20 protein-coding genes and 2 tRNA genes are annotated in these 19,529 nt (G+C 72.7%); 12 read left to right on the top strand and 10 right to left on the bottom strand.

From position 1 onward, the window contains the following. Nucleotides 1-115: 115 nt before the first annotated feature. A complete protein-coding gene (locus ACFWGN_RS12365) occupies nucleotides 116-802 on the bottom strand; it encodes a hypothetical protein (RefSeq protein ID WP_377617136.1) in 687 nt (228 codons plus the stop codon). Nucleotides 803-914: 112 nt separating this feature from the next. Here ACFWGN_RS12365 and ACFWGN_RS12370 point away from each other — a divergent pair, with 112 nt between their 5' ends. From ACFWGN_RS12370 to ACFWGN_RS12400, 7 genes are all read left to right on the top strand, one after another. After that, nucleotides 915-2,081 (top strand): PucR family transcriptional regulator, encoded by a 1,167-nt coding sequence (locus ACFWGN_RS12370; RefSeq protein WP_377617137.1) that lies wholly within the window; start codon nucleotides 915-917, stop codon nucleotides 2,079-2,081. Between the two features lie 140 nt (nucleotides 2,082-2,221). Next, nucleotides 2,222-3,238, top strand: coding sequence for an ACP S-malonyltransferase (locus tag ACFWGN_RS12375; protein WP_377617138.1), 1,017 nt, complete (start codon nucleotides 2,222-2,224; stop codon nucleotides 3,236-3,238). Next, the gene (locus tag ACFWGN_RS12380) at nucleotides 3,235-4,242 is read left to right on the top strand and encodes a beta-ketoacyl-ACP synthase III (protein ID WP_377617140.1); all 1,008 of its coding nucleotides are present in this window, start codon (nucleotides 3,235-3,237) and stop codon (nucleotides 4,240-4,242) included. Before ACFWGN_RS12375 ends, ACFWGN_RS12380 begins: the two co-directional genes overlap by 4 nt. A 131-nt stretch (nucleotides 4,243-4,373) precedes the next feature. Next, nucleotides 4,374-4,622, top strand: coding sequence for an acyl carrier protein (locus ACFWGN_RS12385; RefSeq protein WP_030151686.1), 249 nt, complete (start codon nucleotides 4,374-4,376; stop codon nucleotides 4,620-4,622). 118 nt (nucleotides 4,623-4,740) lie between these two features. Further along, nucleotides 4,741-5,985, top strand: coding sequence for a beta-ketoacyl-[acyl-carrier-protein] synthase family protein (locus ACFWGN_RS12390; protein ID WP_377617142.1), 1,245 nt, complete (start codon nucleotides 4,741-4,743; stop codon nucleotides 5,983-5,985). 205 nt (nucleotides 5,986-6,190) lie between these two features. Continuing rightward, nucleotides 6,191-6,952: a DUF5819 family protein gene (locus ACFWGN_RS12395; protein WP_377617144.1), complete on the top strand. Its 762-nt coding sequence runs from the start codon at nucleotides 6,191-6,193 to the stop codon at nucleotides 6,950-6,952. Then, nucleotides 6,949-8,121: an HTTM domain-containing protein gene (locus tag ACFWGN_RS12400; RefSeq protein ID WP_377617146.1), complete on the top strand. Its 1,173-nt coding sequence runs from the start codon at nucleotides 6,949-6,951 to the stop codon at nucleotides 8,119-8,121. The genes ACFWGN_RS12395 and ACFWGN_RS12400 overlap by 4 nt, the downstream gene beginning before the upstream one ends. Nucleotides 8,122-8,246: 125 nt before the next feature. Here the strand turns inward: ACFWGN_RS12400 and ACFWGN_RS12405 are convergent, their stop codons facing one another. The 5 genes from ACFWGN_RS12405 to ACFWGN_RS12425 all read right to left on the bottom strand — a co-directional run bounded on the left by ACFWGN_RS12405 (nucleotide 8,247) and on the right by ACFWGN_RS12425 (nucleotide 11,218). Beyond that, entirely contained in the window at nucleotides 8,247-8,747 is a 501-nt protein-coding gene (locus ACFWGN_RS12405) for a DUF3145 domain-containing protein (RefSeq protein ID WP_056651029.1), read from the bottom strand. A 254-nt stretch (nucleotides 8,748-9,001) separates the two neighbouring features. Next, on the bottom strand, nucleotides 9,002-9,487 hold the full coding sequence (gene def, locus ACFWGN_RS12410; protein ID WP_377617148.1) for a peptide deformylase: 486 nt from the start codon (nucleotides 9,485-9,487) through the stop codon (nucleotides 9,002-9,004). Nucleotides 9,488-9,520: 33 nt separating this feature from the next. Next, nucleotides 9,521-10,336, bottom strand: coding sequence for a DUF1206 domain-containing protein (locus ACFWGN_RS12415; RefSeq protein ID WP_377617149.1), 816 nt, complete (start codon nucleotides 10,334-10,336; stop codon nucleotides 9,521-9,523). Between the two features lie 334 nt (nucleotides 10,337-10,670). Beyond that, nucleotides 10,671-11,024 carry a DUF488 domain-containing protein gene (locus ACFWGN_RS12420; RefSeq protein WP_377617151.1) on the bottom strand — a complete coding sequence of 118 codons (354 nt, stop codon included), beginning with the start codon at nucleotides 11,022-11,024 and terminating at the stop codon, nucleotides 10,671-10,673. Between the two features lie 120 nt (nucleotides 11,025-11,144). Then, nucleotides 11,145-11,218 (bottom strand) — tRNA-Ile (locus ACFWGN_RS12425). Nucleotides 11,219-11,282: 64 nt separating this feature from the next. Between ACFWGN_RS12425 and ACFWGN_RS12430 the strand changes: the two genes are divergently transcribed. Together ACFWGN_RS12430 and ACFWGN_RS12435 are read left to right on the top strand one after the other, a co-directional pair. After that, nucleotides 11,283-11,789 (top strand): hypothetical protein, encoded by a 507-nt coding sequence (locus ACFWGN_RS12430; protein WP_377617153.1) that lies wholly within the window; start codon nucleotides 11,283-11,285, stop codon nucleotides 11,787-11,789. A gap of 54 nt (nucleotides 11,790-11,843) precedes the next feature. Continuing rightward, nucleotides 11,844-11,916, top strand: a tRNA-Asn gene (locus tag ACFWGN_RS12435). A gap of 89 nt (nucleotides 11,917-12,005) precedes the next feature. On the opposite strand, the gene ACFWGN_RS12440 is transcribed toward ACFWGN_RS12435, so the two are convergent. From ACFWGN_RS12440 to ACFWGN_RS12450, 3 genes are all read right to left on the bottom strand, one after another. Beyond that, complete coding sequence (locus ACFWGN_RS12440) at nucleotides 12,006-12,374, bottom strand: hypothetical protein (protein ID WP_377617155.1); 369 nt, start codon at nucleotides 12,372-12,374, stop codon at nucleotides 12,006-12,008. A gap of 187 nt (nucleotides 12,375-12,561) precedes the next feature. Beyond that, nucleotides 12,562-14,499, bottom strand: a complete 1,938-nt coding sequence (dnaG, locus tag ACFWGN_RS12445; RefSeq protein WP_377617156.1) for a DNA primase — start codon at nucleotides 14,497-14,499, stop codon at nucleotides 12,562-12,564. Between the two features lie 79 nt (nucleotides 14,500-14,578). After that, complete coding sequence (locus tag ACFWGN_RS12450) at nucleotides 14,579-15,433, bottom strand: helix-turn-helix domain-containing protein (RefSeq protein WP_377617157.1); 855 nt, start codon at nucleotides 15,431-15,433, stop codon at nucleotides 14,579-14,581. 73 nt (nucleotides 15,434-15,506) lie between these two features. On the opposite strand from ACFWGN_RS12450, the gene ACFWGN_RS12455 reads away from it, so the two are divergent. From ACFWGN_RS12455 to ACFWGN_RS12465, 3 genes are all read left to right on the top strand, one after another. Further along, nucleotides 15,507-15,962: a VOC family protein gene (locus ACFWGN_RS12455; RefSeq protein ID WP_377617159.1), complete on the top strand. Its 456-nt coding sequence runs from the start codon at nucleotides 15,507-15,509 to the stop codon at nucleotides 15,960-15,962. 47 nt (nucleotides 15,963-16,009) lie between these two features. Beyond that, nucleotides 16,010-16,858, top strand: coding sequence for a helix-turn-helix domain-containing protein (locus ACFWGN_RS12460; RefSeq protein ID WP_377617160.1), 849 nt, complete (start codon nucleotides 16,010-16,012; stop codon nucleotides 16,856-16,858). A gap of 141 nt (nucleotides 16,859-16,999) precedes the next feature. Continuing rightward, nucleotides 17,000-18,058, top strand: coding sequence for an iron-siderophore ABC transporter substrate-binding protein (locus ACFWGN_RS12465; RefSeq protein WP_377617161.1), 1,059 nt, complete (start codon nucleotides 17,000-17,002; stop codon nucleotides 18,056-18,058). 57 nt (nucleotides 18,059-18,115) lie between these two features. On the opposite strand, the gene ACFWGN_RS12470 is transcribed toward ACFWGN_RS12465, so the two are convergent. Then, complete coding sequence (locus tag ACFWGN_RS12470; RefSeq protein ID WP_377617163.1) at nucleotides 18,116-19,390, bottom strand: deoxyguanosinetriphosphate triphosphohydrolase; 1,275 nt, start codon at nucleotides 19,388-19,390, stop codon at nucleotides 18,116-18,118. Nucleotides 19,391-19,529: the final 139 nt, after the last annotated feature.

A 19,529-nucleotide genomic window follows, 5' to 3' on the forward strand; every position in this document is an offset into this window, starting at 1 on the left:
GCCGCTCACCTCGCGAGAGGTGGCGGCGCCGTCGGTGCGTCCGGGGGTGGGAGACGCGCGGGCGCGCCGCGCACCCAAAGGTGCACGGCGCGCTGCCGACGCGACGTCGTCGGGCCTAGGTGCCCGAGCGGTGCTGCTCCGCGTGGGCGATCGCGAGCGTGAGCTCGTGCCGGATCGGGGCGACGACCGCCGCGTCCGGGTACAGCGCGAGGGACTCCAGGTGGTGCTTGGCCTCGAAGATGCGGTCCGCGTCGATCGCGGCCAGGACGAGCTGTCGCCCGGCCTCGGGCGTGTGCTCGCGCGCGCGCCAGTGCCCCACCCCGAGGCCCAGGGCCTCGACCGGCAGGTGCGCCTCGCGCAGGATCTCCATGCTCTCGGCGAGCGCGAGCCCCGACGGGTCACGCTCGGCCGCGGTCGCGAACCGTCGCAGCGCCGCCTCCTGGTCGTCCTCGAGCGAGAGCCGCCCCAGCTCCACGAGCGGGTACCAGCCGCGCGGGTGCCCCGCGAGCTCCTCCGCGAGTGCCCAGACCGCCAGGTCCGCGGCCTGCTGCTTCTCGCTCTCGTCGGCCGGGGCCGCGAGCGGGTCCGCGGACACGTGCGACTCGGCCGCGCGCCGGCGGACGATCTCGGCGAGCGCCTGGAAGGCGCGCTCGTCGTTGGGGTCGTCGACGAGCATGGCGCGCAGCGCGTCCTCGTGCACGGTGTCTCCTCGGCGGTCGGCGCTGGAGGGGCGACGAGCGCCCACGGTCGACGCCGAGGACTGGCGTCGCATGAGCTGTCGTAGTCGGGGCATCAGTGCCATGGATCGACCCTAGCGGCTCCCGTCCTCCTCGCCGGGTGAGGACGGCACGACGCGGCTCCCGGTTTTGTGGACTCCCCACAACGATGCCACCCGGAAGCCGTATGCTCGGGGCGTGCCGATCACGGGGAACTCCGACAACCTGCAGCGACTTCGCGACGGCAGCGGGCTGCTCGCCGCGGCAGCCCTGCGACGCCTCGACGAGGACCTCCCGTGGTACCGGGCGCTGCCGGCCGACGACCGCTCGTACGTGGGGCTCGTCGCACAGTCGGGCATCACGGCGTTCGTCACCTGGTACGCCAACCCGGCCTCTCCCCCGCACGGCGTGAGCGAGATCTTCGCGGCCGCACCCTCCGAGCTCACCCGGTCCATCTCGCTCCAGCACACGCTGCAGCTCGTCCGGATCGTGGTCGAGGTCGTCGAGGCGTACTCCGACCAGCTCGCGATCCCCGGCGGTGAGCGCGACCTGCGCGAGGCCGTGCTGCGCTACTCGCGCGAGGTCGCCTTCTCGGCCGCCGAGGTCTACGCCCGCGCCGCCGAGGTCCGCGGGGCCTGGGACGCGCGCCTCGAGGCGCTCATCGTCGACGCGCTCATCCGCGGGGACGGCGACGACTCGCTGCGCTCGCGCGTCTCGGCGCTCGGCTGGGGCGGCCACGGGTCGGTCCTGGTCATGGTGGGCACGGCGACCGCGCCGCTCGACGAGCTGCGCACGGCCGAGCTGCGGCGCGCGACGCGCCGCGCCGCGGGCGACGCGCTCGTGGGCATCCACGGCGACCGCCTGGTCCTCGTCCTGGGCGGGGAGGGCGACCTGCAGGCCGCGGCGGCCTCGCTGCTCCCGCGCTTCGGTCCGGGTCCCGTGGTGATCGGCCCCACGGTCCCCTCGCTCGACGACGCCGCGCGCTCGGCGCAGGCCGCGCTCGCGGGCCTGGCCGCGGCCCCGGCCTGGCCCCAGGCGCCGCGGCCCGTGCTCGCCGACGACCTGCTGCCCGAGCGCGTCCTGACGGGCGACATCACGGCCCGCCGGACCCTGGTGGTCCAGGCGTACCGGCCGTTGCTCGAGAGCACGGGCGCGATCCTCGAGACGCTGTCCGCCTACCTGGGCACGGGGCGGTCGCTCGAGGCCGCCTCGCGCAGCCTGTACGTGCACCCCAACACAGTCCGCTACCGCCTGCGCAAGGTCGCCGAGATCACCGGCTGGGACCCGCTCGACGCACGCGAGTCGTTCGTCCTGCAGATCGCGCTCGCGCTCGGCCAGCTCTCGGGTGGGCCCGCGGGGCGCTGAGTGCCGTGCAGGTCAGGCGCAGCGGCACGGTCGGCGACGCCGCCATCCCGCGCCTCTTGTAGGTTCGGCACAAACGGTCCGGACAAGGTTGGTGCGGGTCGTGACGTCCTGGAGGCGTGCCGGGTTGGCACAGTTGACGAGTGCTAGCCGTCTTGTGCCCTGGACAGGGCTCCCAGTCCCCCGGAATGCTCGCCCCCTGGCTCGAGCTGCCCGGGGTCCCCGCGCAGCTCGACGCGTTCTCCGCCGCGTCCGGCCTCGACCTGCGTGCCCACGGCACCGAGTCGGACGCCGACACCATCCGTGACACCGCGGTGGCCCAGCCGCTCATCGTGTCGGCCTCGCTGATCGCGCTGCGCACGATCCTCGACGGCCGCGACACGTGCGAGGTCGTCGACGTGACCGCAGGCCACTCGGTCGGCGAGTTCGCGGCCGCAGCCGTCGCGGGCGTGTTCGAGGACGCCGCCGCGGTGGGCCTCGTGACGGCCCGCGCCCGCTTCATGGCCGAGGCAGCCGCCGCGACGCCGACCGGCATGGCCGCGGTCGTCGGCGGCGACGCCGAGGAGGTCCTCGCCGCGATCGAGGCCGCGGGCCTGTGGCCCGCCAACGTCAACGGCGGCGGGCAGGTCGTGGCCGCGGGCTCGCTCGAGGGCATCACGGCGCTCGGGGCCAACCCGCCGGCCAAGGCCCGGGTCATCCCGCTCCAGGTCGCGGGCGCGTTCCACACGCCCTTCATGCAGTCCGCGCTCGACGCGTTCGCCCCGGTCGCCGCGGGCTGGGACGCGACGGACCCGCGCCTGCCGCTCCTCTCGAACGCCGACGGCGCCTCGTACGCGAGCATCTCGGGTGCGGAGTCCGGTGGCCTGTTCGGTCTCGAGCAGGACGTGAAGTCGCGCCTGACCGCGCAGATCGCCGCCCCGGTCCGCTGGGACCTGTGCCAGGAGACGCTCGCGTCGCTCGGCGTGACGGCGATCCTGGAGCTCGCACCGGGCGGCGTCCTGACGGGCCTCGCGCGCCGCACGCTCCCCGGCGTCGAGACGGTCGCGGTCAAGTCGACCGCCGACATCGACAAGGCCCGCGACCTGATCGCGCGCCACAGCGACGCGGCAGGTTCGTCGACCACGGGCGACGCCCCGTCCGGCGACGGCGCCACCGCGTGAGCGCGCTGACGATCCGCCAGGCCGCGGGCGCCGAGTACTCGCGCGTCCTGGGCATCGGCGGGGTCCGCGGCGAGAACGTCGTCACGAACGACGACCTCGCGGGACCGATCGACTCCTCGGACGAGTGGATCCGCCAGCGCACCGGCATCGTCACGCGCCGGCGCGCAGGCGCCGACGTCGACGTCGTCGACCTCGCGGAAGGCGCTGCGCGCAAGGCGCTCGCCGCGGCGGGCCTGACCGGCGGCGACGTCGACGCGGTGCTCTTCGCGACCACGACCTACTTCCACCAGACGCCGTCCGCGGCCGCGGTGCTCGCGGACCGGCTGGGCGCGACCCCGGCGGCGGCGTACGACCTCTCGGCGGCCTGCGCCGGGTACACGTACGGGATCGCCCAGGCGGACGCCCTGGTGCGTTCGGGAGCCGCGCAGCACGTGCTCGTGGTCGGCGCGGAGAAGATGAGCGACTTCGTCGACCCGACGGACCGCACCATCTCGTTCCTGCTCGGCGACGGCGCGGGCGCCGCGGTGGTCGGCCCGTCGGACACCCCGGGCATCGGCCCCACGATCTGGGGGTCGGACGGCGGCAAGGCCCCCGCGATCCGCCAGACGCACGCCTGGTCGGCCCTGCGCGAGAACCCCGAGCTCGGCTGGCCGACTCTGCGCCAGGACGGGCAGACGGTCTTCAAGTGGGCCGCGTTCCAGATGGCCCCGGTCGCCGAGAAGGCGCTCGCCGCGGCGGGCGTGACCGCCCAGGACGTCCAGGCGTTCATCCCTCACCAGGCCAACATGCGCATCATCGACCAGATGATCAAGCAGCTCGGCCTGCCCGAGTCGGTGGCCGTCGCGCGCGACATCGCGGAGACCGGCAACACGTCGGCCGCCTCGATCCCGCTCGCGACCGACCGGCTGCTCTCCGAGGGCCAGGCGAGGTCGGGCGACCTCGCGCTCCAGATCGGCTTCGGAGCGGGCCTCGTCTACGCGGCGCAGGTGATCGTCCTCCCGTAGGGGAGAATCATCCTGTCTGTCCCCGGTCCGCGTCCGCGCGGGGCACGGGACCGGCACGTACGACCTTTCCACTGTTCCACTGCAAGTTCCCGGTGCCGGACGGCCCCGGCACCCATCACAAGGAGAAACCCATGGCTTACACCGAGCAGGAAGTCCTCGCTGGTCTCGCGGAGATCGTCAGCGAAGAGACCGGCCTCCCCACGGACGCCGTCCTCGCCGAGAAGTCCTTCACGGACGACCTCGACATCGACTCGCTGTCGATGATGACGATCGTGACGCACGCCGAGGACAAGTTCGGCGTCCGCATCCCCGACGAAGAGGTCAAGAACCTCGCGACCGTCGGAGACGCAGTGTCCTTCATCACGGGCGCACAGGCCTGATCAGCTGCTCGCCAGCTGATCGGCGCCGGGCCCTCGCGGCCCAGCCGGTGCGGGCCGGCGGTCCACGACCGCCGGCCTGCCCGCCCCCCTTCCTCCCCCTCACTCATCTGGAGCAGCCATGACCTCCGTCCGTGAAGTCGTCGTCACCGGTCTCGGTGCCACCACGCCGCTCGGCGGGGACGTGGCCTCCACCTGGGCCGCGGCGCTCGCCGGGCAGTCCGGCGCGCGCACCCTCGAGAACGACTGGGCCGAGCGCTACGAGATCCCCGTCACGTTCGCCGCGCAGATCAAGGTCAAGCCCGAGGACGTCCTCACGCGCCCCGAGATCAAGCGCATGGACCCGTCCACGCAGTACGCGATGATCGCGACGCGTGAGGCCTGGGCCGACGCCGGGAGCCCGGAGATCGACGGCGACCGCCTCGGCGCGGTGGTCTCGTCGGGCATCGGCGGCATCTGGACCACGCTCGACGGCTGGGACACGCTCAAGGAGCGCGGCGCCCGTCGCATGCTGCCCATGACCGTGCCCATGCTCATGCCGAACTCGGCGGTGGCCTACGTCTCGCTCGAGATCGGTGCACGCGCCGGTGCGCACGCGCTCGTCTCGGCCTGCGCCTCGGGCGCCGAGGCCATCGGGTACGGCGTCGACATGATCCGTGCGGGCCGCGCCGACATCGTCGTGGCCGGCGGCACCGAGGCCACGATCCACCCCATGCCCATCGCCGCGTTCGCGGCCTCGCGCACCCTGTCGCTGCGCAACGACGACCCGCAGGGCGCCTCGCGCCCCTACGACGTCGACCGCGACGGGTTCGTGATCGGCGAGGGCGCGGGCATCGTGGTCCTCGAGAGCGCCGAGCACGCTGCTGCCCGTGGTGCGCGCGTCTACGCCCGGATCGGCGGCGTGGGCCTGTCCTCGGACGCGTACCACATCACCTCCCCGGACCCGGAGGGTCGTGGTCAGGTCGCCGCGATGACCCGCGCGCTGGGCGAGGCCGAGGTGCAGGCGCGCGACGTCGTGCACGTCAACGCCCACGCGACCTCGACCAAGGTCGGCGACCTCACCGAGACGCGCTCGATCCGTTCGGTGCTGGGCGACGACGCGGACCACGTCCTGCTCTCGGCGACCAAGTCGATGACCGGGCACCTGCTCGGCGGCGCGGGCGCCCTCGAGACCATCTTCACGGTCAAGGCCGTGCACGAGCGCCTGGCTCCCCCGACGATCAACGTCGCCCAGCCCGACCCCGAGCTCCAGGTCCCCCTGGTGCGCGACGTCCCCGCCGAGCTGCCCGCGGGCGACATCGCCGCGATCAACAACTCGTTCGGGTTCGGCGGCCACAACGTCGCCCTCGTGGTGACGAACGCCTGACCCCACGTCCTCGGCGCAGTCCTCCTGCGCTCTGACGTACCGACGCCCGCTGGGGCGAGGAACTCCTCCTCGCCCCAGCGGGCGTCCATGCGTCCGGGCCCGCGTGCAAGACTCCCTCGAGTCAAGGCTTCCTTGAATCGTTAGGACTGGTTAGTATTCTGCGCAACGCGGTCGCCAGGGCCGTCCTCGACGTGGAGGTACACGGGTGAGCACCGCACGCTCCCGCACGGTCGTGCAGCGCGCGACCATGGTCGTCGTGGTGGCGGCGGTCTCGTTCCACATGCTCTCGACGTTCCTGTACGCCGCGCCGAGCTCGTCCCTCAGCCAGGAGGCGGCGCCCGTCACGACCGCGCACATGCGTCCCCTGTTCGGGCAGAACTGGCAGATCTTCGCCCCGGACCCGCAGTCGGTCGACCTGCGCGTCTGGGTGCGCGCCTCGACGCGCGACGCCGAGGGCGCCGAGTCGGTGTCCGAGTGGGTCAACCTGGGAGACGTCTTCAACGAGCAGGTGCGCCACCAGATCCTGCCGACGCGCACGTGGCGCATCCCCGTGAGCGTCAACCGCTTCTACACCTCGGCGTACGGCGCACTCGTGGGGCAGCAGCAGGCCGTGGTCCAGGCGGACCACGTCGCGTCCCCCGAGGGCGGCCAGGGGCGCCAGGAACTCACCCAGGCGCTCCTGGGCACCGGGGCGAGCGTGAGCGGCATCGACTCGTACCTGCTGGCCGAGGACGCCCTGTACCTGTTCGGCACGCAGGCCGCCCACGACCTGTGGCCGGGCACCGAGCTCGTCGCGATCCAGATGAGCACCTCGACCCAGGGCGTGGTTCCGTTCGAGCAGCGCCTCGTGCCGCGCGTCCAGCGCCCCGAGGAGCAGTTCACCCGGCTGGGCTGGCGCGATCCCTCGCCCGTCACCCCCGAGGCCCGTGCAGGCTTCAGCAGCGTCTTCGGAGGGTGGGTCTCATGAGCGCGACGGTGAAGAGCGCGACCACCTGGCTCCGCACGACGTACGCGGCCGGCGAGTCCTGGATGCTCGACTCCCGCAAGGCCTCCTACGGGACGGCCGTGCTGCGCATCGGCTTCGGCCTGATCCTGGTCGTCCAGCTCGTGGCGGGCTGGGGCGACCGGAGCCTGGCGTGGGGAGCCGGGCGCAGCTTCGCCCAGGGACGGGTCGACGTCGACGAGCTCCCGGCCTTCCTCGACCTGTTCTTCAACGGGTCCGCGCCGGCCTGGGCATTCGACCTCCAGTACCTGGCGCTCGTCGCGCTCTCGGTGCTGCTGGTCCTGGGGTGGCGCTCGCGGATCGTGATCCCGGTGCTCTTGGTGCTCTACATCGCGCTGTTCCGGACCAACCCGTTCATCGGCGACGGCGGCATCCAGCTCATGCGGATCGTGCTCGTGTACATGCTCTTCGCGGACACGTCGGGCAGGTGGTCGCTCGACGCCCGACGGCGGCGCGCAGCCCGGGCCTCCGGCACGCCCTCGCGGTTCGCGTCCTGGGCATGGCTCGGCACGCTGCTGCACAACGGTGCGGTCCTGCTCATCGCCTTCCAGATCTTCGTGGTCTACGTCGCCTCGGCGATGTACAAGATCCAGGGCGGCATGTGGCAGCACGGCACCGCGATCTACTACGTGTTCCAGCTCGACGAGTTCTCGACGTGGCCCCAGGTCACCGAGCTGATCGGTCGCTCCGGGGTCCTGGTCGCGATCCTCAGCTACAGCGCGGTGTTCGTGCAGCTGTTCTTCCCGTTCCTGCTGCTGCGCCGCCCTACCCGCATCCTGGCCCTCGTCGCCATCACGGGCATGCACCTGGGGATCGGGGTGCTCATGGGGCTCATGTACTTCTCGATGACCATGATCGCGATCGACGCGATCTTCGTCCGCGACGTGACCTACGAGGGGGTGCAGCGCCGTCTGGCCCCTGTCCTCCGACGCACGTGGGACCGCATCCGGCGGCGCCCCGCTGCCCTCTCCCCCGACGGTGTCGAGGCCGACCTCGACGGCGCGGGCGCCCCGCGGGCGGACGAAGCACTGGTACCGGCGGGGGTCTCGGCCGGCCCGGGACCGGTCGAGGGGTCCGCCGGAGCGGACGGCCCCGACCCCTCGACGACCGCGCCGAGCACGGCAGACCGATAAGTGACACTCCTGGTCGGTGGTGGGCGACCGGCGGCCGGGCATCGCCGAGACGACGACGCCCGCCGGTTCCTAGTAGCCGGCGGGCGTCGCGCGACCGTGGTCGCTGGGGTCGGTGAGGAGCGGGCTCAGCCCACCCGGTGGAGCCAACGCACGTTGGACCCCTCGCCCGCGTAGCGGAAGGGCTCCAGCTCGTCGTCCCAGGCCTTGCCCAGCGCGAGGTGCAGCGCCTCGCGCATGGCGCGGTTGTCGTGAGAGACCTCGAGGGCGGCACGGACCCGGTCCTCGGGGATCACGACGTTGCCGTGCACGTCGGTCACCGCGTGGAAGATGCCGAGGTCAGGGGTGTGCGACCAGCGGGCGCCGTCGGCTCCGTGGCTCGCGTCCTCGGTGACCTCGTACCGCAGGTGGGACCAGCCGCGCAGCGCCGAGGCGAGGCGCGCGCCCGTGCCCTGCGCGCCCTGCCAGGCGTACTCCGCCCGGTAGAGGTCGCGCGCAGCAGGCTGCTCGGTCCAGTCCAGCGTGACGCGCACGCCAAGAACGTTCCCGGCAGCCCACTCCAGGTGCGGGCTCAGCGCCCGGGGCGCCGAGTGCACGAAAAGAACACCGCGTGTGATGGCACCAGTCATGTCGTCCTCCCTAGGTCGAGGTTTCGTCTTCCCCAACGTCCTCACCCAGGGTGAATCATCATGCAGGGTCGTCCAGCGGTATACCAGGCATATCTTGCCCGAGACCTCGGCGGATCGCGAGGGGAGAACTCCCCATCGCAGATTTCACCCGCTCCGGGTAGGGCCAGGAACGGTCCGCACCGGCTGCGCGTGCGCCGCCGCGTTCTCCCGGCGGCCGGGCTTCCCCAGCGGCAGGGAGAACGCGCGACGTCGCGTCAGAGCTGGGCGCGCATCTCGCGCATGGCCTTCTTGCGGACCGCCTTGTCCAGACGGTCGAGATAGAGCATGCCGTCCAGGTGGTCGGTCTCGTGCTGCAGGCAGCGCGCCATGAGGCCGGTGCCCTCGACCGTGATCTCGTTGCCGTCGACGTCCATGCCCACGACACGCGCGTACCAGGCGCGACGCGTCGGGTACCACAGGCCCGGGACCGAGAGGCAGCCCTCGTCGCCGTCCTGGATCTCGTCGGAGAGCTCGACGATCCGGGGGTTGAGGACGTAACCGATCTCGTCCTCGATGTTCCACGAGAAGGCGCGCAGGTTCACGCCGATCTGGTTGGCGGCGAGACCCGCGCGGCCTTCGTAGTCGACGGTCTCGACCAGGTCGGTGACCAGAGAGCGGACCCGGTCGTCCACGGTGGTGATCTCGTCGCACGGGGTGCGGAGCACGGGGTCCGGAATCACGCGGATCTCTCTCATCGCCATGGGCGTCATTGTTTCATGACGCCCGCACCGGTCTCACATCCGTGCGTAGCGGGCACGCGCGAACGAGTACACCCCGTAGGCCGCGAAGCCGACGCCCGTCGCGGTCAGGAGGAATGCACCGAACGGCTGGTCGCCGATCGTCCGCAGGGCGGCGTCGAGGCCGCTCGCCTTCTGGGGGTCGGCCGTGACGGCCGCCGTGACGACGAGCGCCCCCAGGACGGCCAGGGCGATGCCCTTGGCGATGTAGCCGACCCGGCCCAGGAGGACGACGGCGTGGCCGACCTGCCCCTTGGCGTTGCCCTCGAGGTCCTTCAGGAACCCCTTCCTCCAGCCCTTGACCACGTGGTAGACGCCCGCTGCGGCGATCCCGACGCCCACCGCCCCGACGAGAGCCCTCCCGGCACCGTTGGCCAGGAGCGAGGCCGTGAGGCTGTCCTGGCCGCCTCCCGAGCCCGAGCCGCTGACGACCTGGAAGGTCAGCACCCCGAGCGCGAGGTAGATCACGGCCTTGCCGACCGACTTGGCCCGGAAGGCCGCCTGGTCCTTCGCGTCCCCACCCGTCCCGGCGACGGCCTCGAGAACCTGCCAGACCCCGAGGGCCAGGAACGCGACGACCGCGAACCACAGGACGAACGCACCCCCGGTGGTGCTCGCGATCTCCTGGAGCGCGCCGGTCTGGTCGGCCTCTCCTCCGCCCGATCCCGTCGCGATCCGGACCGCGATGACTCCGATCATGATGTGGAGCAGGCCGCTCACCGCGTACCCGGCACGGGCGAGGACCCGCAGCCCCTTGCTCTGCTGGAGCCGCTGGGCGGTCCCTGACGTGGTGCGGTTCGAGCCGGTGCTCATGGTGCATCTCCTTCAGGTCGACGGACGTGGCATCGTGTCACGACCCGCCGCCACTCGCCTGTCGAACGGGACGATCCGGGCGTCCGGGAGGTATGGGGCGCTTCGGCGTCGATCGGACTCTGCGGGCGCCTGGAGGCGCGCGGATCCCTGGAGGCGCGCGGAGCGGGCGTCGAGCCGGTGCAACCTGGCCAGGGGTCGAGCACGAGGTTGCGACCGTTCTCGTGGCCACAGCGACCGCAACCTCGTGCTCGACGGCGCGCAACGTCGTCCTCGGCAGGGCCCGGCCGAGGCAGGGTCCGGCCGAGGAGCCCTGTCGAGTCAGTGCCCCGTCGAGTCAGCGCCGGGTCGCCTCCAGGTAGTCGCGGAGCACCACGGCCTGGTTGTCCTGCTCGTCCTTCGCGCCGTAGAGCAAGGTCACGACGGGGTGCTCGGCCACGATCGCGCGCAGCTCCTCGACCGCGGGATTCGCGTCGAGCTCGGCCCGGTAGCGCGCGACGAACTCGACGAACAGCGAACGGTCGTGATGGAACCACGTCCGGAGCTCGTTCGAGGGCGCGACCTCCTTGAGCCACCGGTCGACGTGCGCTCGCTCCTTGCTCACACCGCGAGGCCACAGCCGGTCGACCAGGACGCGATAGCCGTCGTCGGGCGTGGGGTCGTCGTAGACGCGCTGGATGCGGAGGGGCATGCCTCCATGGAACGCCGGGTGTCGGCTCGGCGCACGCGCACGCGCACGCGCACACCTGCACGGGACCGGGAGAACGACCCGTGGCGAACGTCTGCACGAGGGTCACGGGTCGTTCCCGGGTAGGGCAGGTGGGGCTTGAACCCACGACCGGCGGATTATGAGTCCGATGCTCTGACCGACTGAGCTACTGCCCCTCGGCGGACAAGCGTACCGGCAGCCGTGCCCCCTGCCGGGCAGACGGGCAGTACCGTGTCTGGCATGGCTCTGTTCGCCCGTAGCTCCCTGCCCGACGACGCCCGCAGGTCCTTGCGCCTCGCCCCCAAGGACGCGGTGCTCGCTTCTGCGCAGCTCGTCGACGGCTCCTGGGCCGCGGCGACGCGCACGGTCCTGGCCACGACCGGCGAGGACGGCACGTCCCGTCCCTGGTGCGACGTGGACCGCGCCGGCTATGACCCCGCCACTGCGTCGATCACGGTCGAGTGGGTCGACGGCGCCGCTCCCCTGGTCCTGCGTCTCGCCGACTCGCGACGCACCGCACTGGCGCAGACGGTTCGGGAGCGCGTCCAGTCCTCGGTCGTGCTCGCGGAGGTGGTCGCGCTCGGGGCCGGTCGCTCGGCCAAGGTCGCGGTCCGCCGGGACACCGACGGCTCGCTCTTCTCGCAGGTCGTCGCCGAGGCCGGCGTGGACCTGGACGACCCGCGGACACGGGCTGTGATCGACGCCGCGGAGGACCGGGTCCGTTCGATGTCCGGACTACCCCTCTGATGCTGATAGAGTTTTCTCCGGTCGCCCAACCGGTGCAAAACGGTGGGTGAGCGGTCCCGCGTAGCTCAGCTGGCAGAGCATCCGACTGTTAATCGGACGGTCGTAGGTTCAAGTCCTACCGCGGGAGCACGACGAGAGGCCCCTGATCTGCGGAGACGCAGGTCAGGGGCCTTTGCCGTTCCCCAGGTCAGCTTCGACCGGCCGGGGGTGTGACCTTCATCTCACCGGGCTGAGGGACTGTGCGCCACGTCCCGCCAGGGTCGGGACAGCGCCCTCTCCCCCGGTACCCGGCCCCTCGATCCGGCGCGGCATCACGGCGACCCTGAACACGAGGTAGCGGTCGACGTTGGCGACCACCCGGTAGAGGCCGACCAGGAAGGTCGACAGCCCGGACAGAGCCACGAGCCCGCCGAGGACCAGGAGCGCCGCCGCCACCGTGGCTTCGGGCGAGGTGCTGTACGGCGAGGCCCCGTCGAGCGTGAGGGCCACGACGACGAGGAGCTGAGCGAGAGACAGGGCGGCTGCTCCGCCCACGATCAACGGAGCGCTGCGGGCAAGGGTGGGCACGGCGACGACACGGGACATGGACGGTCTCCTCGGACGAGCCTGGAGCATCGGGGTTCCTCCCCGCGGTGGTGCCGGCCGGCAGCACCATCCTCACCCGGTCGGGGCGGCTCTCGGCGGCTGTCCACAGCCCGTCGTCCAGGTCGATCGCGCGACCGACGAAGGCCGGCCCCGAATCGCCCTCAGCGGCCGCGCACGGCCCGGGTCCTCAGACCTGCTCGCGCAGCTCTCGGCGTTCCCTCTCGACGGCCAGGAGCTCGGCGAACGCCGCGCCGTAGGCCTCCTGGTCCCCGGCAGGGTCCAGGCGCTGCAGGCGGCTCTTGGCGTCCGCGACGCGCCGTGTGAGGCCGAGGTCCACGAACGCCTTGATGACGCCCTTGACGTACCCGTGGATGACGTTCTCGCGGTCCTCGGGCAGCGGGGCGACGGCGAGCTGGTTGACGATGCCGCGCACCGTCTCCGGGGACTGCTCGATCACGGCCTCGACCCACTGGCCTGCCGGATGGGCCGCCGCGCCGGCCATGCCGCCAGCGGCCCGGATCGCGTCGTGCACGGCGCGCCACGCGGGCGTCGCGAAGGCGGTGTCGGGGAACGCGTCGAACTCCTCGGCGGGCACGAACTGGGGGTACTGGAGCGCGACGACGAGCGCCTGCCGCTCGAGACGCGCCACGGGGTCGCGCGGGTCCGGAGGAGAGAAGACCGGGCCCGAGGGCACGACGGGAGCTGCGTCGTCGGGCGCGGGTGCGAGCGGACGGACCGGGGCCGGCAGCGTCTGCGGCACCCCCGCCTTGCCCGCCGCCGCGACCGCGCGGCGCACCGACTCCGAGTCCATGCCGATCCAGCCCGCGAGCATGCGCGCGTACTCGGGCCGCAGGGCCGTGTCGCGGATGCCCGCGACGACCGGGGCCGCGGCGCGCAGCGCGGCCACACGCCCCTCGGCGGTGTCCAGGTCGAACGTGTCGAGCGTGGTGCGGATGACGAACTCGAACAGGGGCTGACGGCCCTCGACGAGCGCGCGGACACCCTCCGGGCCGTGCGCCATGCGCAGCTCGCACGGGTCCATGCCGCTGGGCTCGACCGCGACGAACGTCTGCGCGTAGAAGCGCTGGTCCTCGCCGAACGCACGGACTGCGGCCTTCTGGCCGGCGGCGTCGCCGTCGAACGTGAAGACGATCTCTCCCCCGAGCGACGCGCCCGAGGCAAGCTGGAGCCCGCCGCCCGCGGTCGTGTCCCCCAGGAGACGACGCACGATGCGCGCGTGGTCCGAGCCGAACGCCGTGCCGCACGTCGCGACCGCCGTCGTGATGCCCGACAGGTGCGCTGCCATGACGTCGGTGTACCCCTCGACCACCACGACCTGACGGTTCTTGGCGATCTCGCGCTTCGCGAGGTCGATCCCGTAGAGCACCTGGGACTTCTTGTAGAGCGTGGTCTCCGGGGTGTTGAGGTACTTGGGGCCCTGGTCCTCGTCGAAGAGCTTGCGCGCACCGAACCCGATGGTCTCGCCCGTCACGTCGCGGATGGGCCACACGAGGCGGCCGCGGAAGCGGTCGTAGATGCCGCGCTGGCCCTGGCTCATGAGGCCCGACGCGATCAGCTCGGCCTCGGTGAACCCGCGCCCGCGCAGGTGGCGCAGCAGCGCGTCCCAGCCCGTCGGGGCGAACCCGACGCCGAAGCGCTCGGCGTCCGAGCGGTCGAAGCTGCGCTCGGCAAGGAACGTGCGCGCGACCGTGGCACCGGGCGCGAAGAGCTGCTCCGAGAAGAACTGCGAGGCCACGCGGTGCGCCTCGAGCAGGCGCTGTCGCTTGCCGGGCTCCTCGGTGCGGCGCGGGCCGCCGCCCTCCTCGTACCGCAGCTGGATGCCCACGCGGTCGGCGAGGTACTCGACGGCCTCCGTGAACGTCATGCCGTCGATCTTCTGGACGAACGAGATGACGTCGCCGCCCTCGTTGCAGCCGAAGCAGTGCCAGCGACCCACCTGAGGGCGGACGTGGAAGGAGGGCGAGCGCTCGTCGTGGAAGGGGCACAAGCCCTTGAGCGAGCCGACGCCGGCCGGCTTGAGCGTCACGTGCGAGGACACGATCTCGTCGATCCTCGCGCGTTCGCGCACCGCGTCGACGTCCTCGCGTCGGATCAGACCTGCCACGTACCCGAGTGTAGGTGCCGCCGGTGACGTGTCGCGCCGGGCCCCGTCCGGGTCGGGCCGACCGGGAGGGCGGGTGACCTCAGGAGGACACGAGCTCGAGCAGCCGGGCCCGGGATTCCGCGCACCGGCGCGCGTAGGCCCCGGGTGTGTGACCGGTCACGGAGACGAAGTCCACAGCCAGGTGCGCCTGGTCGTAGTAGCCCACGCCGACCGCGAGCGCCGACAGGTCCCGGCCGGGGTCCTGGGCGAGCAGCTCGGCCGCGAGGTGGACACGATGGCGCTGCAGGACCCACTTGGGACCGACGCCCAGCCTCTCGCCGAGCAGCCGCTGGAGGCTGCGCGTGCTGGTGCCCGCGACCCGGGCGAGGTCCGCGACGCGCGCGTGCGGTCCCAGCTCGCCAGAGGTCGCAGCGTCGAGGACGCGCGAGACCTGCGCGAGGTGCTGGTCGGGGGCGAGGCGATCGCGCAGGAGGTCGACGAGGACGCGCACCGCGGCCGCGTCGTCGCCGCGCTCGGCGAGAGCGAGGGCGCGCTCCCCCGCCGCGTCCGCCCCGTCGCCCAGGACGCCCGACGACGGCACGGACGTCCCGCGCGCGACCGTCAGCGCGCCGGGGCGCAGCTTGGCGGCCACGACGACGCCTGAACCGACGAGGGTGCGGTCGAAGAGGCCCTCGGGGATGCCGTGCGCCGCGAACCCGCTCGCCTCGGCCACGAGGTTCACGCACGGGTGCGGGATGACGGTCTGCGTGAAGGACTCCCCCGCGGGCAGTTCCCACCGCACGAGCCAGAACCAGTCGACGCGGTCGGCGAGGTCCGCGGGGGCCGGGAACCGTTCGAGGGCGAACGCGCGGCGTGCGGCGGCGGGGTCCACCACGCCGTACGTGGTGGACGGGACACCGGGGACCCCGGGGACGCTGCCGCGTTCGTGTCGCATTCCTCCAAGACTGCCACCGCGCACCGACAGACGATGGGGACACCAGCATCCGAGCCCTGGAGGAACCATGGACATGTCCGCCCTGCACCCCAACCTGGCCGTCTCCGACGCCCGCGCGGCGATCGACTTCTACACCGCGGCGTTCGGTGCCGAGGTCGACGACGTGATCACGGCCGGGGATGCGATCATCCACTCCGACCTCCGCCTGCCCACGACGGCAGGGTTCTCGACGTTCACGGTCGCGCAGGAGTTCCCGGGGGCCGGGTCCACGGCGCCGGACCCCGACGGCCCGACCTCGGTCTCCTTCACGGTGCCCGTCCCCGACACCGATGCGGCCTACGCCCGCGCGGTCGCCGCGGGGGCGACGAGCACGGCCGAGCCCGCGGACTGGTTCGAGGGGTTCCGCCAGGCCGCGGTGCGCTGCCCGTTCGGGCACCGCTGGTACTTCGTGACGGTCGCGGACTCGGTCACGCCCGACGACGTGCAGCGGGCCAGCGACGCGTGGATGAGCGAGCAGCCGACCGGCTGAGCGGTCGTCCGACCGGCTGAGCGAGCACGGACGGTAACGTCCTGCCCATGACGAGCGCCGAGCACCCCGGGAGCATCCGCATCTGGGGTGCTCCGTCGTTCGCCCCGGAGCCGTCGGTGCCCTACCGGGCGCCCGAGGGGAGGTTCGTCGCCGCCCCGTGGAGCCTCGCGACCAACGTGTTCGAGCCCGGCCACGCGCGCGAGTGGCCCGACGAGGTGCACTACGAGCACGAGCTCGTCTGGGGCGAGGGCGGGCCGCTCGACGTCGAGGCCACGGGCCGCCGGTGGCTGGTCCCGCCGGGCCTCGGCATCTGGCTGCCCGCCGGGGCGCGGCACAAGGTCCGGGCCGACCCCGACGTGACGGTCTACGCGACCTACCTCAACCCCGACCAGGTCGCACCGCGGTGGGACAGCGTCGTCGGCGTGCCCGTCAGCGCCCTGCTGCGCGAGCTGCTCCTGCACGACACCGCGGCCTCCATGCCGGACGCCAGCCGGCACAGCCTCCAGGCGCTCGCGGTCGAGCAGATGCTGCCGCTGCCCGTAGCGAGCATCGAGCTGCGCATGCCGCGCGACGTGGACCTGCTGCACGTCGCCGAGCGGCTGCTCGCCTCGCCGGGCGACGGCCGGTCGCTCGACGCCTGGGCGTCGGACGTCGGCATGAGCCCGCGCTCCTTCATGCGGCGGTTCGTCGCCGAGACAGGGCTGTCCTTCGCCCAGTGGCGCATCCTCGCGCGGACGGGGGCCGCACTGGTGCTGCTGGCCGAGGGGCGCTCGGTCCGTGAGGTCGCGCGGGCCGTCGGGTACTCGAGCCCGAGCACGTTCGTCACGGTCTTCCGTCGCACCACGGGCATGTCGCCCGCGGCGTACGCCCGCCTGCTCGGGGCGCCGGGCCACTGACCCTGGCGGTAAATCGGTCGCGACTGGCAGGATTTCTCGATCCCGCCCGGGTTAGCCTCACCTCTGTTCCGCTAACTAAGGCTAGGCTCATCTAACTATCGGGAACCTCGCACCGCGAGACGCCCGACGGAGGACCCCTTCATGACCCCGACCAGCTCCCGCCGACGAACCGCACCGCGGCGCCTCCTGGGCGCCGTCGCCTCCCTCGTGACGCTCGCCGCGCTCGCGGCCTGCTCGACGGCCGGCACCGACGACTCCGCCTCCCCAGCCCCCGCGGGTGGTGGCGACATCGCCACCACGACCCTCGCCGAGGCCGACGCGTTCCCGGTCTCGATCGACCACGCCTACGGGTCGACGACGATCGAGGAGGAGCCCCAGCGCGTCGTCACGATCGGCTGGAGCAGCCAGGACGCCGTCGTCGCGTTCGGCAAGGTGCCCGTGGGCATCGAGAAGTTCTCCGGCCCCGGCATCGAGGACGACATCCTGCCGTGGCTCACCGAGACGTTCGAGGGCGCGACGCCCGAGCTCCTCACGTCCAACCCCGACGTCCCGTTCGAGCAGATCGCGGCGCTGCGCCCCGACGTGATCATCGCGGTCTACTCCGGGATCACCGACACGGCCTACGAGCGTCTCTCGGAGATCGCGCCCACGGTCGCGTTCCCCGGCTCGGCGTGGGAGACGTCGTGGCAGGACCAGACGACCATGATCGGCGCCGCCCTGGGGCAGCCCGCCCGTGCGGACGAGCTCGTCGAGGGCGTCGGCACCACGGTCGCCGAGACGGCCGCGGCCCACCCTGAGCTCCAGGGCAAGACCATCACCTACGCGATGAACGGAGAGGGCGGCGTCATCGTCTTCTGCCCCTCGGACCCGCGCATCGAGCTGCTGACTCAGGTCGGGCTCGAGCCCTCCCCCGGCACGCTCGCGGTCTGCGGCGCCGAGGACGCCTCGTCGGTCTCGGTCAGCTCCGAGCTGATCCCCACGCTCGACGCCGACGCGTTCATCCTCATCGACGTCGACGAGACGGTGTACGACACCCTCCTGGGCAACCCGCTGTTCGCCGCGCTGCCCTCGGTCGCAGACGGCCGGGTCGTGCGGGTCGTCGGGATGGACTACGCCATGGCCACGTCAGCACCCACGGTCCTGAGCATCCCCTACGCGCTCGACGAGTTCGTCGCGCAGCTCACCACGACCCTGGGCTGACACGCTGCACGACGGCGGCCCGCCCCCTCGGGGTGCGGGCCGCCGCCGTGCGAGGACTCAGCGGGGCGACACCCACCGCTCGTGCAGCTGGTAGGCGCTGACGTCGGTGAGCGACGCGACCTGGTCGACGACCACGCGGAGGCGAGCGGCGTCGTCGGGCGCCTCGAGCCAGTCCGCCGCGAACGGCGCCTCGAGGGCGTCGGGCGCCTTGTCGCTGAAGACCTCGACCAGGTCCGCGAGGACCTGGCGCTGCTGGTGGTGCAGCGGCTCCTGCTCGCGCGGGGCCATGACGTACGCCACGGCCATGCCCTTGAGCACCAGGATCTCCGCGGACGTCGTCGCGGGAACCACGAGGCGGGCTGAGTAGCGCGTGAGCATCCCGTCGCCGTACTCCTCGCGCGTCGCGGCCTGGGCAGACCCGCTGAAGCGCCCGATGAGCTGGCTCGTCGAGTCCTTGAGCGCCGCGAGCGCCCGGCGCGACCCGTCGAAGCCCCGCATCAGGTGCCCGGTCGCCTCGAGGCGGGAGATCGCGGCGTCGAGCTCGGCCTCGTCGTAGGCGTCGCCGTACCAGGCACGGACGGCGGCCACGACGCGCCCACGCTCGTCCGGGTCGGCCAGCACCGCGAGGTCGAGCTTGCCGCCCACGATCGCGTCCTCGACGTCGTGCACCGAGTAGGAGATGTCGTCGGCCAGGTCCATGACCTGGGCCTCCATGCACTTGACGTGCTCGGGGGCGCCCTCGCGCAGCCACGCGTAGACGGGTACGTCGTCGGGGTAGACGCCGAACTTGTGGGTCGTGGTCCCGTCGGGGCGCCGTGGGCCCTCACCACGGCGCCAGGGGTACTTGACGCTCGCGTCGAGGCTCGCGCGGGTCAGGTTGAGGCCGACGGGCGTGCCGTCCGCAGCGAAGACCTTGGGCTCGAGGCGGGTCAGCAGGCGCAGCGTCTGGGCGTTGCCCTCGAACCCGCCGTGGTCGGCCATGATCTCGGCGAGCGCGCGCTCGCCGTTGTGCCCGAACGGCGGGTGCCCCAGGTCGTGGGCCAGGCACGCGGTGTCGACGACGTCGGGGTCGCAGCCCAGGGCACGGCCCATCTCCCGGCCCACCTGGGCGACCTCGAGGCTGTGCGTGAGACGCGTGCGCACGAAGTCGTCGGAGCCCGGGCCCAGTACCTGGGTCTTGGCGCCGAGCCTGCGCAGCGCGGACGAGTGGACGACACGCGCCCGGTCGCGCTCGAAGGGCGTGCGGGACTTGCTCTTGGGCGGCTCGGGGACCCAGCGCTCGACATCGGCGGCCGAGTACCCGAGGGCGTTTCCTGGCGTGGTGTGCGGCACGTGTCCCACCCTATCGACGCGGACGGTCCGCGATGGCGCGCAGCCCCCGCGCCGAGAAGTGAGCAGATGCCCCTGATCCGGGGGGGTCCGGGGGCGCGGCGGCAGTAGGGGGGGGGGGGCGAGGTGCGGGGCCGCGGGG

Origin of the sequence: Oerskovia sp. NPDC060338, from assembly GCF_042726295.1 — a bacterium.
Lineage (GTDB): Bacteria > Actinomycetota > Actinomycetes > Actinomycetales > Cellulomonadaceae > Oerskovia > Oerskovia merdavium.